A 16,276-nucleotide genomic window follows, 5' to 3' on the forward strand; every position below is an offset into this window, starting at 1 on the left:
GCCGACTTTTCCGGGCGCTGGCGCCAGGATGGAACCGTGATGTCGCTCACCGCATCTCCTCGGCCGGCGTAACCCCCATCACCGCGAGGCCCGAGCGGATGACCGTCGCCGTCGCAGCCACCAGGGCCAGCCGGGCCCTTGTGGCTTCCGGTTCATCCCCCCGAATGAATCGCAGGGTCGCGTCCTCGCGGCCCTTGTTCCACAATACATGAAAGTCGCTCGCCAAGTCATGGAGAAAAAGGCGATCCGGTGCGGTTCGCGGGCGGTTGCGGCCGCTTCCACGGTGCGCGGCCAGGCGGTCAGGCGGCGGATCAGCGCCAACTCCGCCGGATCCGCCAGCGACTCGAGCGGCGCGGCGGCGAGATCGGCAGCCGTTGGGTCTCCGGCCCCGCGCAGCACGCTGCGGCAGCGGGCATGCGCGTATTGCACGTAGAAGACCGGGTTCTCGCGCGACTGCTCCACCACCTTGTCGAGGTCGAATTCCATCTGCGCATCGGATTTGCGCGTCAGCATGGTGAAGCGGACGGCATCGCGCCCGACCTCGTCGATCAGGTCGCGCAAGGTCACATAGGTGCCGGCGCGCTTGCTCATGCGCACAGGCTGGCCGTCCTTCACCACATGGACGATCTGCGCCAGCACCACATCCAGCGAGACCTTGCCATCCGAGAGCGCGGCGACCGCGGCCTGCATCCGCTTCACATAGCCGCCATGGTCGGCACCCCAGACATGCACCAGTTCGGAGAAGCCGCGCTCGATCTTGTGCAGGTGGTTGGCGATGTCATTCGCGAAATAGGTGCCTGACCCATCCGACTTGCGCAGCGGCCGGTCCACCTCGTCGCCGAACTGGGTGGCGCGGAACAGTTCCTGCTCGCGCGGTTCCCAATCATCGAGGGTCTTGCCCTTCGGCGGCTCCAGCACGCCGTGATAGATCAGGCCCCGTGCCGCCAGCAGCGCCTCCGCCTCTTCGAGCTTGCCCGCCGCGACCAGCGCGCGCTCCGAGACGAACACGTCCTGGCGGACGCCGAGCGCGGCGAGATCCTCGCGGATGGCCTGCATCATCAGCTCGACCGTCACATCGCGCACGGTATCGAGCCAATGCGAGGGGCCGGCCGGCATCCCGCCGGGCTCGGCCAGGCTCTCGCCATAGCGGGCCCGCAGCGCCTCCCCCACCGGCACCAGGTAGTCGCCGCGGTATTGCAGCCCGCCCTGGATGGACTGAGCGTATTCCTCCTCGGTCAGCTTCGTGCCGAGCGCCTGGAGGTAGCGCCAATAGGCGGCATGGGCCAGCGCCAGGACCTGCGCCCCGGCATCGTTGATGTAGTATTCCTTGGTCACGTCCCAGCCGGCCTTGCCGAGCAGGTTGGCCAGCGCATCCCCCACCACCGCGCCACGGCAATGGCCGACATGCATCGGTCCGGTGGGATTGGCGGAGACGTATTCGACATCGACCCGGCGGCCGGCACCGAGGGTGCTGTCGCCATAGCCCTCCCCCGCCGCCAGGATCGCCGGCACCTGGGCGCGCAGGAAGCCCTCGCGCAGGCGCAGGTTGACGAAGCCGGGGCCGGCCGGGGCGGCGCTTTCCACTTCCGGCAGCGCCGCCAGCCGCTCGGCCAGGGCGGCGGCGAGCTTCGGCGGCGGCTGCCGCGCCGGCTTGGCCACGACCAGCGCCGCATTGGTTGCCATGTCGCCATGCGTGAGGTCGCGTGGCGGCTCCATCTGCACGCGGGCGAAGGCCTCCTCCGGCAGATCGGGGAGGAGATTCCGCATCGCCTCCACGGCGCGGGCGCGCAGCGCGGCAAAGATATCCTGGGTCATGGCGGCGTCCTAAAGCAGATCCCCCTCCGGTGGAACCACCGGAGGGGGTGAAGACGCCCGTGAAAACAAAAGGCTACCCCGGCCTATCCCGGAATGTTCGGGTCGGTCAGGCGCCGGTGCTCCTCCAGCGCGAAACGGTCGGTCATGCCGGCGATATAGTCGCAGACCACCAGGGCGCAGCCGGGGGGAGCCGGCCTCGCCGGCGCGGGCGGCCCAGGCATCGGGCAGCATCTGCGGCCCGCCATGCAGCATCTGGAACAGCAACTGGCTCACCCGCTTGGATTTCTGCATGGCGCGGTTCACCCGCCAATGGCGATACATGCGCTGGAACAGGAATTCCCGCACGCCCTGGTTGGCCTCCGCCATGGCATCGGAGAAGGCGATCACCGGCTGGCCGGCGGCGCGGATGGCGGCGGCGCTGTCCGGCGCCAGCGCGGCGATCCGGCGCCCGGCCTCGGCCACCACGTCGTTCACCATGACATTGATGACCCGCCGCACCGTCTCCGCCACCATCCGGTCCGGCGCCAGGCCCGGGTGATGCGACCGCGCCTCGGCATAGGCCTCGCCGATCAGCGGCAGGGCGGCCGCTTCCTCCAGGGTGAAGAGCCCGGCGCGGATGCCGTCGTCGAGGTCGTGGTTGTTGTAGGCGATGTCGTCTGAGAGCGCCGCCACCTGCGCCTCGGCCGAAGCGTGGGAGGTGAGTTCCAGCGGGTGCAGCCGGTCGTATTCCACGATATCGCGGGAGGGACGCCGCAGCGGGCCGTTGTGCTTGGCCAGGCCCTCCAGCGTCTCCCAGGTGAGGTTCAGCCCGTCGAAGGCGGCGTAGCGGTGTTCCAGCAGCGTGACGACCTTGAGGCTCTGGGCATTGTGGTCGAAGCCGCCATAGGGGCGCATCTGCGAATCGAGCGCCTCCTCCCCGGCATGGCCAAAGGGCGGGTGGCCGAGGTCGTGGGCGAGCGCCAGCGCCTCCGCCAGATCCTCGTCCAGCCGGAGTCGCCGGGCGATGGAGCGGGCGATCTGCGCCACCTCGATGCTGTGGGTGAGCCGGGTGCGGAAATAGTCGCCCTCATGGAAGACGAAGACCTGGGTCTTGTATTGCAGCCGGCGGAAGGCCCGGGAATGGATGATCCGGTCGCGGTCCCGCTGGAAGGGGGAGCGCGCATCGCCGCCCGGCTCCGGATGCAGCCGGCCGCGGGAGTCTTCGGGCCTCACGGCCCAAGGGGCGCGATCCTGGGGCATCCGCGGCGCTTACCAGCCCCTCCCCCCGCGCCGCAACGTCAAGGCGATTGGGATCCCGGCCCTGGGCCGCCTATCTTCCAGGGCCAGGAGAGTCCCGATGCCCGATGGATCGACCATGCCGAGCTTCCGCGTCACCCCCCGCGCCGCCGCGGAGGTGGCAGATATCGCCGCACGCGAGGGCAAGCCGGGCGCCGGGCTGCGCGTCTCTGTCAGCGCCGGCGGCTGCTCGGGCTTCCAGTACGGCTTCGTGCTGGACGACCAGCCCCAGCCCGATGACCTGGTGATCGAGGAAGGTGCGGCGAAGGTCTTCGTCGACCCGGTCTCGCTGGACCTGCTGGCCGGGTCCGAGCTCGATTGGAACGAGGCGCTGATCGCCGCGCATTTCGCCATCCGGAACCCGCAGGCGGTCTCCGGCTGCGGCTGTGGTGCCTCCTTCGCGATCGGCTGAGCCTCCGCTACACTGCCGCGACCCGGAACGGACCTGGCAGGCATGCGGATTGCTACCTTCAACGTGAACTCAGTCCGCCGGCGGGTGCCGCATCTCCGGCGGTTCCTGCAACGGCACGGGCCGGACCTGGTCTTCCTGCAGGAGACCAAGTGCCGGAGCGAGGAATTCCCGCAGCTCGATTTCGCCGATACCGGCTACCGGGTGCATCCGCTTGGCCAGCAGGGCGGGCGCAATGGCGTGGCGGTGCTCGGCCGCATTCCCTTCGAGGTCACGGCCGAGGCCCTGCCCGGCGAAGCCGAGGACAATCAGGCGCGATTCCTGGAGGTGGCGGCGGCGGGCATCCGGCTCGCCGGCATCTACCTGCCGAATGGCAATTCCGGCGGCGATGACGGCTTTGCCTACAAGCTGCGCTGGATGGAGCGGCTGGGGGCCTGGGTGCGGGACCGGCTCGATGCCTTCGAGCCCTGCGCCGTGCTGGGCGACTTCAATGTCTGCCCGACCGATGCCGACTTCGCGCCGGGCGCGCTGCCGCCCACGGATGCGCTGGTCCGGCCGGAAAGCCGCGCGCGGTTCCGGGCGCTGCTCCATGCCGGCATGACCGATGCGCTACAGGCGCTGCATCCGGCCGATGCGCCCTATACCTATTGGGATTACGGCCCGGCCTTCGAATCCAACCGAGGGCTCCGCATCGACCACATCCTGCTGAGCCCGGAACTGGCGGAGCGGCTGGCGAATTGCGGCGTGGACCTCAAGGCCAGGTCGGAGGAGCAGCCGAGTGACCACGCCCCGGTCTGGTGCGACCTGTCCTGAGCCGCGAGGCCCTCCCCTGCCGAGGCAGGGAAGGGCCGGCAGGGATCGCGCCGATCAGTAGCTCGGGCGCACCGTGACGGTCGGCGGCGCGGCCTGGGGCTGGACGATGGTGGGCGCCGGGGTCACGACCGTGGGCTGCGCGGGCTGGCGCTCGACATAGGTGCAGGCCGAAACGGCCATGGCGAGGCCGAGCACGGCAAGGGCGGGCAGGATACGCATCGCGGTCTTCCTCCTGTTGTGGACCGATACTGCGCAACAACATTCACGCGCCCCGATCGTCGCGCGGCCGGCAGGTGACGCTTGCGTGACTTCGTATCACGGGGCGTCAGTGCCAGCCGCCCGGCACCCAGACCCAGCCGCCGCGGCGCGGCACCCACCGCCCATGCTCCCAGCGGCCCCGGCGCTGGCGGACCCAACGGCCGGCGACCCAGACATAGGCGCGGCCATTCCAGTGCCAGTGGCCGGGTTCCCACACCAGGCGCGGGCCGGGCGGGCGGCCGGGTCTCGGTTCGAGCCGCAGCGGCGGTGGCGGCGGCGGCATGCGGGGTTGTGCCGCCGCCGGCGAGGCCGCGACGCCCAGCAGGGCCAGCAGCAGGCCGCGCCGGCCAGGGTTGCGCGCCATGCTACCAGCGCCGCCAGCCATAGCCGTACCCATAGGGGCGCGGCGCATAGCCGTAGCCATAGGGTCGGTAGTAATAGGGCCTCGGGGCGACATAGACGCTGGCCGCCGGCGGGCCGTAATAGCCCGGCCCTGCCGGATAGGCGACGCAGCCGCCGAGCGCAGCCAGCAGGGGCAGCAGGAGCAGGAAACGCAGCCGTCGCATGGGGTGCCTCCATCGCTGCACCAATGCAGCACCATCTCTGTGACGAAACGCGGGCAGCAAGCGCGAGGCGGCGGCACCAGGCCGTGACATGGCCGCGACGGTGGCCCCGTCCCCGATGGCGGGGATGGGGCGGCTTCGCCTCCGGCCGACCGGACCGATCAGGCCAGGGGGCTACTGATCGGCATAGCAATGCGTCTCCGCCGCCGCGCCCGGCTGGGTCACGGCGCCGAGATAGGCCGGGCCGACGGTCTGGGCGTATTTCCAGAGTGCGCCCGAGTTGTAGTCGGTCCTGCGGGGCTGCCAGGCGGCGCGGCGCGCGGCCAGTTCCGCCTCTGGCACCAGCATCTCGATGCTGCCCTTCGCCGCATCAATCACGATGCGGTCGCCATTCCGCAGCAGCGCGATCGGGCCGCCCACCGCGGCTTCCGGGCCGACATGGCCGACGCAGAAGCCGCGGGTGGCGCCGGAGAAGCGGCCATCGGTGATCAGCGCCACGGATTCGCCCATGCCCTGGCCATAGATGGCGGCGGTGGTGGAGAGCATCTCGCGCATGCCCGGCCCGCCCTTCGGCCCCTCATAGCGGATGACGATGACATCGCCCGGCTTGTAGGCGCGCGCCTCCACGGCGGCGAAGGCATCCTCCTCGCAGTCGAAGCAGAGCGCGGTGCCTTCAAAGCGGAGATTCTTCATGCCGGCGATCTTCACGATGCCGCCCTCCGGCGCTAGGTTGCCCTTGAGGCCCACCACGCCGCCGGTGGTCGAGATCGCCTTGGAGACCGGGTAGATCACGTCCTGGTCCAGCGGGAAGATCACGCCCTTGTGGTTCTCGGCCAGGGTCTGGCCGGTGACGGTCATGCAGTCCCCATGCATCAACCCGGCATCCAGCAGCGCCTTGATGATGACCGGGATGCCGCCGACCCGGTAGACGTCATAGGCGACGTATTTCCCGCCCGGCTTGAGGTCGGCGATATAGGGCGTGCGCCGCATGATCTCCACCACGTCGTCCATGGTGAAGCGGATGCCCGCCTCATGCGCGATGGCGGGCAGGTGCAGCCCGGCATTGGTGGAACCGCCAGTGGCACCCACCACCACGGCGGCATTCTCCAGCGCGCGGCGGGTGACGATGTCGCGCGGGCGGAGGTTGCGGCGGATCAGCTCCATCACCGCCTTGCCGGATTCCACGGCCCAGCGGTCGCGGTCCTCATAGGGCGCGGGGGCACCGGCGGAGCCGGGCAGCGCGAGCCCGATCGCCTCGGAAACCGTCGCCATGGTATTGGCGGTAAACTGGCCGCCGCAGGCGCCCGCGCTCGGGCAGGCGACGCATTCCAGCTCGTGCAGATCCTCGTCGGACATGTTGCCGGCGGCGTGCTGGCCGACCGCCTCGAAGACATCCACCACGGTGACGTCGCGGCCCTTGAACTTGCCGGGCAGGATCGAGCCGCCATACATGAAGACGCTCGGCACATTGAGCCGCAGCATCGCCATCATCATGCCGGGCAGCGACTTGTCGCAGCCCGCGAGCCCCACCAGCGCGTCGTAGCAATGGCCGCGCATGGTGAGTTCCACCGTATCGGCGATCGCGTCGCGCGAGGCCAGCGAGGACTTCATGCCCTGATGGCCCATGGCGATGCCATCGGTCACGGTGATGGTGGTGAACTCGCGCGGCGTGCCGCCGGCGTGCTTCACGCCTTCCTTCACGCTCTGCGCCTGGCGGTGCAGCGCGATGTTGCAGGGCGCGGCCTCGTTCCAGCAGGTGGCGACGCCGACGAAGGGCTGGTCGATCTCGGCCTCGGTCAGGCCCATGGCGTAGTAGTAGGAGCGGTGCGGCGCCCGCTCCGGCCCGACGGTCACATGGCGGCTCGGCAGCCGCGACTTGTCCCAGTTGGTCGTCATCTGGCGTCTTCCCTGCATCGGGCGGGTCGGCATCCGTCCCTTTGGGCGGCCCCGCACCTCGGTGAATGGCATGGACCGGGCTTGCGGGACAGGGGGTGGCGTGGCGTAGCATGGCCCGGCACCCCTATATCGGTCTCGCCAGGGCAGAGCCACTTCCGGCCCCCCCCGGGAAGATGACCCGCGAGATGTATCATCGCTGGGCCGAGGCCCAGCCGCACGGGCGGTTCGAACTGGTGGCCGGCGAGGTCGTGGCGATGGCGCCGGAACGGGTTGGGCATGCCGAAACAAAGGCCATGGCCTGGCTGCTGCTGCGGCAGGCCATCGCCGCTGCTGGGCTGTCCTGCCAGGCCCTGCCGGACAGGGTGACGGTGGTAATGGACGACGCCACCGTCTACGAGCCGGGCGCCCTGGTGAATTGCGGCGAGCGACCGGACCGCTACCGCCGTGCCCAATCCGGTGATCGTGGTGGAGGTGGTGTCGCCGGGCACGCGCGCGGTGGATAGCGGCATCAAGCTCACCGACTATTTCCGCGTGCCCTCCATCCGGCACTACCTCATCCTGCTGGCCGAGCAGCGCCGCGTGATCCACCATTGGCGGCGGGAGGACGGGAGCCTCGAGACGCGGCTGATCGGGGCGGGACCAGTCGGACTGGACCCACCCGGCATCACCATCATGGCGGAGGCGCTGTTCGGGGCGTAGAGTGGGCGGCGCCGCACCCTGCCCCTACTCTCCGAGCCGTACCATCTCGTCGCGGGCGGCCTCGGATTGCCTCTATTTTTCGTAACCGACGTTGCCCTCGCATGGGCTACGGCTTAGGCAACTTCAAGAGGATCGCGTTGAGCGTGCTCTCGATGGCGGCGATCCGATCCGCTTCGGGCGGAAGCGCGTCCTGAACGTATTCATCGGCTGTCTGCTGCCATTTGGCGCCCTGCTTGTTCAGCCGCGGTTCCAGCACCTGGATCAATACGCCTTCGACTTCATCCAGCGCCTCTATATAGGATAATGACGTGCGCGCATCCGGATTCTGTCTTGCCGAAAGCGTGCAGTTGGCATTGACATCTCGGAAGCCGAACCAAGAGAAATGGGTCCAACGATCGCGCAGATGGTCGTTTCGGTGATTGCGGAGGCGGGTGAACAGGTCGGCCGCCCCGAAGCCTGCCTGCCCGATATACACAGGGACGAACCCGGGTTCGTAGAGGACGTAGATTCCAATTTGTTCCCGGAAGTCAACCGAGTCGGACGAACGAGCAGTTGCGCGCTTGCCACCCAACGATCCGCGATTTCCAGGTCCGCCCCAGTCGACCTTCTCCCGCACCCAGCGAAGTCCGTAGTTCTTGATGATGGCCATGATTAACCCGCGATCCGGGCCAGTGCCGCGTCGAGCCGCGCCATCTCGGCCCGGGCCGCGGCAAGCCGCTCGCGGTTCTCCTCCACCACTTCCTCCTTCGCGCGGGTGACGAAATCGGCATTGGCCAGCTTGGCGGCGATCTTCTCGGCCTCGGCCGCCGCCTTGGCGCGTTCCCTGGCCAGCCGCGCGCGTTCGGCGCCGAGGTCGATCACCTCGGCCAGCGGCAGCATCACCGTTGCCTCGCCCACCACGGCCTGCAGCACGCCTTTCGGCGCCTCGCCGGCCAGCGGCGTGATCCCGGTGATGCGACCGAGGCGACGGATGGCGTCGATCCAGCGGCCGGCGCGTGCCAGGCTCTCCGGCGCCGCGTCCTTCACCAGCAGCGGCGTGGTGATGGAGGGCGGCACATTCACCTCGGAGCGCACGGCGCGCACCTCGGAGATCAGGCGCACCACCCAGTCCAGTTCCTCCCGCGCCGCCTCCGCCCCCGGCACCGCCACCGGCTGCGGCCACTCCGCGCGGATCAGGCTGCCTTCCGGCCCATAGCCGAAGCGCCCCCAAAGCTCCTCGGTCACGAAGGGCATGGAAGGGTGCAGCAGCCGCAGGATCACGCCCAGCACATGCTGCGCCGCGCCGCGGATCTCGTCCTTCTCCGCCCCGTCCGGGCCGTTCAGCATCGGCTTCGCGATTCCAGGAACCAGTCGCAGAAGACATTCCAGACGAAGCGGTAGCAGGCCCCCGCGTATTCGTCGAAGCGGAAGGCTTCCAGCGCCGCATCCGCCTCCGCCACCGCGCGGTTGGCCGCATCGATGATCCAGCGGGCCAGCGGCGCCTGCACCTGCCCGGGGTCGAAGCCCGGCTGCGGGGCGATGCCATTCACCTCGCAGAAGCGCGCCGCGTTCCAGAGCTTGGTGACGAAGCTGCGGTAGCTCTCCACCCTATTGCGGCCGAGCTTCACGTCGCGGCCCGGGCCGCTCAGCGCGCAGATGGTGAAGCGCAGCGCATCCGCGCCATAGGCATCGACCAGTTCCAGGGGGGTCCATGACGTTCCCCTTGGATTTCGACATCTTCTGGCCGCGCTCGTCGCGGACCAGGCCATGAATGCAGACCGTGCGGAAGGGCACCTCGCCCATGAAATGCAGGCCCATCATCATCATCCGGGCGACCCAGAAGAAGATGATGTCGAAGCCCGTCACCAGCACGTCGGTCGGGTAGTATTTGGCGAGTTCGGGCGTCTGCTCCGGCCAGCCGAGCGTGCTGAAGGGCCAGAGGGCGCTGCTGAACCAGGTATCGAGCACGTCCTCGTCGCGGGTGAGTTCCACCTCGTGGCCAGATTGCGCGCGCGCGGCGGCCCGGGCCTCGGCCTCGGTCCGCTCGACGAAGACGCTGCCCTCCGGCCCGTACCAGGCCGGGATCTGGTGGCCCCACCACAATTGGCGGGAGATGCACCAGGGCTGGATGTCGCGCATCCAGGCGAAGAAGGTGTTCTCCCATTGCTTCGGCACGAAGACGGTGCGGCCGGTCTCGACAGCCTCGATGGCGGGCTCCGCCAGCGTCGCGGCATCGGCATACCACTGGATGGTGAGGCGCGGCTCCAGCGGCACGCCGCCGCGGTCGCCATGCGGCACCTGATGGGTATGCGGCTCGATCGCCTCGATCAGCCCGAGTTCCTGCAGCCGCGCGACGATGGCGCGGCGCGCGGCGAAGCGGTCCTGGCCGGCCAGGCCATGCACGAAACCGGGCTCCGCCACGCCCTCCACGGCGCGGAGCGCGGGCGCGATCTCCTCCAGCCAGACCCGCGCCTCGGCATCCAGCACCGAGGGCATTTCCAGCCCGTGCCGCCGGCCGACCTCGAAATCGTTGAAGTCATGCGCCGGGGTGATCTTGACCGCGCCCGAGCCCTTCTCCGGGTCCGAATAGGCATCCGCGACCACCGGGATGCTGCGCCCGACCAGCGGCAGGATCACCCGCTTGCCCACCAGATCGGCGAATCGCGCATCCTCCGGGTGAACGGCGACGGCGGTATCGCCCAGCATCGTCTCCGGCCGGGTGGTGGCCACCACCAGGAAGCGGCCGGGCTTGCCCTCCACCGGGTAGCGCAGATGCCAGAGGCTGCCCTTCACCTCGCGGCTCTCCACCTCGAGGTCGGAGATCGCGGTCTGCAGCTTGGGGTCCCAATTCACCAGGCGCCGGTCGCGATAGATCAGCCCCTGCCGGTGGAGGGTGACGAAGACCTCCCGCACCGCGGCGGAAAGCCCCTCATCCATGGTGAAGCGCTCACGCTGCCAGTCGAGCGAGGCGCCGAGGCGGCGCAACTGGCGGGTGATGGTGCCACCCGATTCCGCCTTCCAGGCCCAGACCCGGTCGAGGAAGGCCTGGCGGCCCATGCCGCGCCGGTCCTGGTTGCCCTCGGCGGCCAGCAGCCGCTCCACCACCATCTGCGTGGCGATGCCGGCATGGTCCGTGCCGGGCTGCCAGAGCACATCGCGGCCCTGCATCCGTCGCCAGCGGACCAACGTGTCCTGCAAGGTGTTGTCCAGCGCATGGCCGATATGCAGGCTGCCCGTCACGTTCGGTGGCGGGATCATGATGGTGAAGGGCCTGGCGGCGCTGCCGGGATCGGCGGCGAAGGCGCCTGATTGCTCCCAGCCCTGATAGAGCCGTGTCTCGAAGCTGCCCGGGGAAAGAGTTTTGTCCAGCATGGGCGCATCCGTCCCCCGCGGCCCCCGCCCCGTCAAGGGGGGGCGCCGGGCGTCAGGACAGCGCCCGGCCCACCACCCGCTCGATCTCGGCGCGGACCAGGCGCTCCACCAGGGCCGGCAGATGCTGGTCGAGCCAGTCCTTGAGCAGCGGCCGCAACTCCTCTCGCACCACGTCCTCGATGGTCGGGCCGCCGCGGCTGACGGCGCTGCCGCGTTCCGCCGCGACGGTCCGCAGCAGATGCCCGACCGCAGCGCTGGCGGCGGCCGCCACGGCGGGGGCCAGCAGCGTGTCCGGGACCAGCGGCGCGGCGGTCTCCGGCGGCGAGGGGATTGCCGTTGGGGATGATGGTGGGGCCGATGGTGGGGCCGGCGGCGGAGCGATCGCCACGGCCCGGGGCGGCGGCTCGGGTGGGGCCGCGTCAGGCGCGGCCGGCTCGGGCGCTGGCGGCGGGCCGCCGCCGATCAGCATCTCGTCGGTCAGTTGCAGCGGCTCGGCATCGGCGGCGGGGTCCGGGCCAGGGCTGCCGCTGGCGGGCGTGGCGCCGGGCTCGTCCTCGTTCAGGATTCGCCGGATGGAGGCCAGGATATCCTCCATGCTCGGGTCGCCGCCGACCGGTGCGGGCGCGCCGGTGGCCGGCGGCTGTGGGCGTTCCTCGGCCATCAGCGCCGCTCCGCGACATTCGAATAATCGCCAAGCCCGACCCAGCGGTTCCGCACCGCGTTGTAATAGGCCCGCATGTCATAGGCATCGACCGCCAGGCCAAGATCCTGCGCGGTCAGCCGACCGATGGCCGAGGCCAGGATATAGGACTGGGACACCACCGTCGCCAGCGCCTGCACCAGGCTGGTGCGGGCGTTCAGCAATTCCTGCTCGGCGTTCAGCACATCGAGCGTGGTGCGGCTGCCGACGATCGCTTCCCGCTGCACGCCATCGAGCGCGATCTCGGCGGCACGGATCTGGGAGCGGGCCGAATCGACCTGCGCCTTGGAGCTTTGCAATTGCTCCCAGGCCTGGGTGGCCTGCTGGGTCGCGGTGCGGCGCTGGTCATCCACCACCTGCCGGGCCTGCTGTGCCGACTGCCGCGCCTGCCGCACCGCGGAATATTCGGCGCCGCCCTGGTAGATCGGCACCGTCAGGCTGGCGATGACCTGGCCGCCGGTCTGGCGGGTATGCTGCTGCAAGGCATTGTCGTTGCGGAAGGCCTGACCCTGCACGCTCACCTGCGGCAGCAACTGCGACATCTGGACATCGATAAGGTCGCGGGCGCTGGCCTCGTCGAACAGCGCGGCCACCACATTGGGGTTGTTGGCGGCGGCGAGCTGCCCGGCCTCCACCCCGTTCCGCACCGGCGGGCGGAGCGGCTGCGGCGCCACCAGCCGCTGCGGCGCCAGGCCGACCAGCCGCTGGAAGGTGGCGCGCGAAATCTGCAGGTTGCCCTCGGCCTGGGAGCGGGCGGACCGGGCGCCGGCCAGCCGGCTTTCCGCCTGCGCCACATCGGTGCGGGTGATCTCGCCCACCCGGAAGCGCTCATTGGTGGCGCGCAACTGCTCGGTCAGCACCTGCTCGTTGTTGATGTTGAGCCGCAGCAGCTCCTGGTCCCGGATGACCGCGACATAGGCATTGACGGTGTCCCCCAGCACCTGCTGCTCGCTCGCCAGCAGCCGGGCGCGCTGCGAGAGCACCTGGTTCTCCGCCCGGCGGGTGGAGGCCACCGTGCGGCCGCCGCGGAAGACCGGCTGGGTGATGGTGACGCTGTTCTGGAAGGTGCCGCGCTCGGTGTGGGTGGTGACACCGAATTGCTGCCCGAACTGGTCGCGGGCCAACTGCCTGGTGCGGGAATCGGCGGCGCCGGCGCTGCTGGCGATGGAGACGGTCGGGCGCCAGCCGGCAAGCGCCTGCGGCACGTTCTCGTCCACTGCGCGCAATTGGGCGCGGGCCGCCAGCAGCGAGGGGTTGTTGGCATAAGCCTGGGACATCGCCTCCGCCAGCGACTGCGAATGGGCCCGGGGGGCGGCCGCGAACAGGGCAACCGGGACCGCCAGGGCGAGGCCGACGCTCCAGGGGCGGGCCAGGGCGAGGTGAAACAACGTCATCTTGGCCAGGTCCTTCCGTCGCGACGGAGCCCGCACCATGGCACGCCTACCCCCCCTGCCGGGCCGGAAGCCGGTCCGTGGCGAGGCTGGCGGTGCCGGGGCGGCTCCGCGCTTCAACTTCTCAGGGGGAGAATAGCGCGTCCCCGGCCCGCGCCAACGCCTTCATTGACAGGCGGCCATTACATACCCGGCCGCCGTGCTCCATGGAACACGGCGCCCTGCCGGATCATGCAGGCGCTTCAGAAGACAAAACCCGGGGCCGGGGCGAAGGCCGGCAGGGCGGGGGTGGCACAGTCGAAGACCGGCGTAACGGTGAAGCTGCAGCCGATCCGGCGGCCGAGCACCGCCGATCCCTGACGGTTGCCGCGGCCGAGCACGGCAACCAGCCTGCCGCCTTCCGCGAGCTGGGCGGAGAGGGTTTCCGGCACTTCCGGCACCTCGCCCTCGATCAGCACGATGTCGAAGGGTGCGGCCGCGGCGAAGCCCTCGGCGCAGCGTCCGGCTTCCAGCCGCACGGCGCCAGCCGGCAGGCAGGCGGCCAGCGCCTCGCGGGCCAGGGTGGCCAGCGCCGCATCCTCCTCCAGCGCCGTCACCCGGGCACCGGCATGGGCAAGCACGGCGGCGCCGTAGCCGGTGCCGGCGCAGACCACCAGTGCCCGGTCGCCCGGCCGCACCGCGGCAAGCTGCGCCAGGCGGCCGAGCACCATCGGCTCCAGCATCGCCCGGCCGCCGGAGAGCGGGACATCCTCATCGGTATAGGCACGGGCGCGCAGCGAGGGCGGCAGGAATCGCTCCCGCGGCAATTCCCGCATCGCGTCCAGCACGCGCGGGTCGCTCACCTTGTTCGGACGCAACTGCCCATCCACCATGCGCTGCCGCGCATCTGCGTAGTCCATGAAGCCAAACCTCCGGAGGCGGTGGCGTTATAGGGGCCGAGCCGGCCCGGCGCCAAGCGGGCGGATGGGTGCCGCGCTTGACCTCACGCCGCGCCGGCCCGATAGAGGGGCCCCGCCGCAGGGTGGTCCGGTGGCCGAGTGGTCAGGCAAGGGTCTGCAAAACCCTCTACGGCGGTTCAATTCCGCCCCGGACCTCCAGCGGCTAGGGAGGGCTGGTTGAAATCGGCCCCTTCCTTCGGCGGCGGCATGTTGCTATAGCCCCGCCCGGCATGGCTGATCCGGCGTGGCGCAGCGGTAGCGCAGCGGACTGTTAATCCGTTGGTCGTTGGTTCGAATCCAACCGCCGGAGCCATTTGCGCCCGAAGCATTTGAAACCGCGAGTAGTCCTACACGGTCAAAGCGAAAGCCGCGATTGCGTGTTTCGTCCCCGCATCACGCCAAACCGACGCATCTCCACTTGCATAGGCGCTTGCCCCAAGTGGCATGCGCGACGTGACAGTGAGCCTCGATCTCTCGGGCACCTCCTCCTCCGAGCATCGGGACGCCCAAAGAAGCGGGTCAACTTCATGGCCAGTTGGGGGACAGTCTGAATGGCGGTTTCTTACAACCGTTAGTTATATCAACCTTGCGTGAAAGCGCCTGTGGCGTGATACTTGCGGAGTCCCGCAATCCTGTTGGGGCCCCTGGGAAGCCGTCATGAGCGCCACCGTCCCCGAAGCTGCTTCCGCCGCCACCGCCGCATCCATATTTGGGGCGGGAGCAGGCGCATGAACGCGATTTCGCCCTGCATCGACCTGGAGGCTGGCATCCGCCAGACGGCGAGCACCTTGGATAAGGTTGGAAGCGGCCTTCAGGCGAAGGTCAAGGCCGGCCTGAGAGTCGATGCCGAGACGCACCACGATACCCGCAAGACGTGGTGGCTCTGCGTTTGGGGGCAAACAGCCGGCGAGCGGAGTGCAGGCCGTACCCGTCTCAGCGAGATTGCGACCCGCTTCGGAACAGACGTCGATGCTTTGGTAGCCGCTTGTGGATTGAGCGCGTCGGTGCTGGAGCAGGCACAGGAGTAGCTCTCGCGGAAATCCTGGCGCCTTCCTGCTACGGCATGTTGCGGCGGCCCGGCCTCGCGGCATCCCGGCGGCGCAGAGACTCACACGGTCATGAGCCGCCTGCCGAGGAGTGCCGCTCTACACCACCCACCCGGGACAGGATCGCCGCCCAGGTCCGCCCGCCATTCTGGCCTGGAGCGTTAACCTGTAAGAATCTTCGACATCATGCCGCCGCTCCGGCGCAGTTCAACCCAGTTCGGATCGCCCATGGCACCTGGCCGGTACCGTCCGGCCCGTGGCGATGCCAAATGTCCCAGTAGCGAGGAGCAGAGGGCCGAAAACCGGAAAATTAATAGGCTGAAAATAGAAACAGCAGTCAATATATCGCTCCGTTGGTTCATACAGGTGCACTTCCATAAATCACGCTGAGTCGAACGGTATCCCGGCCAGTCCGCGCCGGTGGATTCGTTTCATAATCTTGCGTCGGCGGGCTTTACAGTCCTGTGGCCCGGCTCAAGGAACGGATGTCATCCTGACGCTGACAAGCCCAGCCGGACGGTAGCGCACCAGGCAGTGATGGATCGCCCTGCCACGATAGGCGCTGCAACACCTTGATTCAACAGCATAAATCGGCGCGATAGGCCGAAGGGCACGAACCCGGGCCGAAGATCCGCGCGGCCGATGCGGAAGCGGCCAGACTTGGCACGCGGCTTGCTTCTCCCTGCATGGCGATTGGCTCCCGGCCGGCGCCCTTCATCAGGAGGAAGACATGCAGATCAGATCTGCCCTGCTAGCGACCTGCGCAGCGGCCGCACTCAGCCTCACCCTGGGCATGGGCTCCGCCGCGGCGATCCCGCTTGCCAACACGCCCATAACGGTGGGTCCGATCAGCTCGGGGGGGCAACACCTTCTCGAATATCGGCTGCGTCCTCACCTTTGGCGGCACCCTGGCCTTCCCGAATAACTGCGACCAGATCCAGGCCACGAGCACCGGCGGCAACCTGAACATCGCCTCCGGCTTCACCGCCGCCTTCGGGGCCTTCGACGATGCCCTGATCACCTATACGGTGACCAGCGCAACCCCGATCACCGAGGTCGACCTGAACTTCAATGGCAGCTTCCTCGGCCTTGCCATCTCCTCGGTCACCGAGACCATCTGGA

The 16,276-nt window shown here is 69.2% G+C and carries 11 protein-coding genes, 2 tRNA genes and 4 pseudogenes; 6 read left to right on the forward strand and 11 right to left on the reverse strand.

Going from position 1 to position 16,276, the window contains the following annotated elements; all coding sequences use genetic code 11:
* Positions 1-46: 46 nt before the first annotated feature.
* Positions 47-1,815: pseudogene (gene argS / locus KSF81_RS15925) on the reverse strand (arginine--tRNA ligase).
* Positions 1,816-1,898: 83 nt separating this feature from the next.
* Positions 1,899-3,054: pseudogene (locus KSF81_RS15930) on the reverse strand (deoxyguanosinetriphosphate triphosphohydrolase).
* 97 nt (positions 3,055-3,151) lie between these two features.
* On the opposite strand from KSF81_RS15930, the gene KSF81_RS15935 reads away from it, so the two are divergent.
* Together KSF81_RS15935 and xth are read left to right on the forward strand one after the other, a co-directional pair.
* Complete coding sequence (locus KSF81_RS15935; protein WP_217379826.1) at positions 3,152-3,502, forward strand: iron-sulfur cluster assembly accessory protein; 351 nt, start codon at positions 3,152-3,154, stop codon at positions 3,500-3,502.
* 42 nt (positions 3,503-3,544) lie between these two features.
* Positions 3,545-4,312: an exodeoxyribonuclease III gene (gene xth, locus KSF81_RS15940; RefSeq protein WP_217379827.1), complete on the forward strand. Its 768-nt coding sequence runs from the start codon at positions 3,545-3,547 to the stop codon at positions 4,310-4,312.
* Between the two features lie 54 nt (positions 4,313-4,366).
* Here the strand turns inward: xth and KSF81_RS15945 are convergent, their stop codons facing one another.
* The 4 genes from KSF81_RS15945 to ilvD all read right to left on the reverse strand — a co-directional run bounded on the left by KSF81_RS15945 (position 4,367) and on the right by ilvD (position 7,029).
* Positions 4,367-4,531 carry a hypothetical protein gene (locus KSF81_RS15945; protein ID WP_217379828.1) on the reverse strand — a complete coding sequence of 55 codons (165 nt, stop codon included), beginning with the start codon at positions 4,529-4,531 and terminating at the stop codon, positions 4,367-4,369.
* A gap of 106 nt (positions 4,532-4,637) precedes the next feature.
* Positions 4,638-4,934, reverse strand: coding sequence for a YXWGXW repeat-containing protein (locus KSF81_RS15950; RefSeq protein WP_217379829.1), 297 nt, complete (start codon positions 4,932-4,934; stop codon positions 4,638-4,640).
* Position 4,935: 1 nt separating this feature from the next.
* A complete protein-coding gene (locus tag KSF81_RS15955) occupies positions 4,936-5,136 on the reverse strand; it encodes a hypothetical protein (protein ID WP_217379830.1) in 201 nt (66 codons plus the stop codon).
* Positions 5,137-5,307: 171 nt separating this feature from the next.
* On the reverse strand, positions 5,308-7,029 hold the full coding sequence (gene ilvD, locus KSF81_RS15960) for a dihydroxy-acid dehydratase (protein WP_217379831.1): 1,722 nt from the start codon (positions 7,027-7,029) through the stop codon (positions 5,308-5,310).
* A 185-nt stretch (positions 7,030-7,214) separates the two neighbouring features.
* On the opposite strand from ilvD, the pseudogene KSF81_RS29800 reads away from it, so the two are divergent.
* A pseudogene (locus KSF81_RS29800) lies at positions 7,215-7,728 on the forward strand (Uma2 family endonuclease).
* Between the two features lie 106 nt (positions 7,729-7,834).
* Here KSF81_RS29800 and KSF81_RS15975 read toward each other — a convergent pair.
* The 5 genes and pseudogenes from KSF81_RS15975 to KSF81_RS15995 form a co-directional block, all read right to left on the reverse strand.
* Positions 7,835-8,377, reverse strand: a complete 543-nt coding sequence (locus KSF81_RS15975) for a GIY-YIG nuclease family protein (RefSeq protein WP_217379834.1) — start codon at positions 8,375-8,377, stop codon at positions 7,835-7,837.
* A gap of 2 nt (positions 8,378-8,379) precedes the next feature.
* A pseudogene (locus tag KSF81_RS15980) lies at positions 8,380-11,079 on the reverse strand (valine--tRNA ligase).
* A gap of 52 nt (positions 11,080-11,131) precedes the next feature.
* Positions 11,132-11,740, reverse strand: coding sequence for a DUF2497 domain-containing protein (locus KSF81_RS15985; RefSeq protein WP_217379835.1), 609 nt, complete (start codon positions 11,738-11,740; stop codon positions 11,132-11,134).
* Entirely contained in the window at positions 11,740-13,173 is a 1,434-nt protein-coding gene (locus KSF81_RS15990) for a TolC family outer membrane protein (protein ID WP_254453557.1), read from the reverse strand. The genes KSF81_RS15985 and KSF81_RS15990 overlap by 1 nt, the downstream gene beginning before the upstream one ends.
* A gap of 239 nt (positions 13,174-13,412) precedes the next feature.
* Positions 13,413-14,069 (reverse strand): protein-L-isoaspartate O-methyltransferase, encoded by a 657-nt coding sequence (locus KSF81_RS15995; RefSeq protein ID WP_217379836.1) that lies wholly within the window; start codon positions 14,067-14,069, stop codon positions 13,413-13,415.
* 124 nt (positions 14,070-14,193) lie between these two features.
* Here KSF81_RS15995 and KSF81_RS16000 point away from each other — a divergent pair.
* The 3 genes from KSF81_RS16000 (at position 14,194) to KSF81_RS16010 (ending at position 15,136) form a co-directional block, all read left to right on the forward strand.
* Positions 14,194-14,267 (forward strand) — tRNA-Cys (locus tag KSF81_RS16000).
* Between the two features lie 79 nt (positions 14,268-14,346).
* Positions 14,347-14,421: transfer RNA gene (locus KSF81_RS16005), tRNA-Asn, on the forward strand.
* A 415-nt stretch (positions 14,422-14,836) separates the two neighbouring features.
* The gene (locus tag KSF81_RS16010) at positions 14,837-15,136 is read left to right on the forward strand and encodes a hypothetical protein (protein ID WP_217379837.1); all 300 of its coding nucleotides are present in this window, start codon (positions 14,837-14,839) and stop codon (positions 15,134-15,136) included.
* Positions 15,137-16,276 lie beyond the last annotated feature (1,140 nt).

Origin of the sequence: Siccirubricoccus sp. G192, from assembly GCF_019084075.1 — a bacterium.
GTDB lineage: Bacteria > Pseudomonadota > Alphaproteobacteria > Acetobacterales > Acetobacteraceae > G192.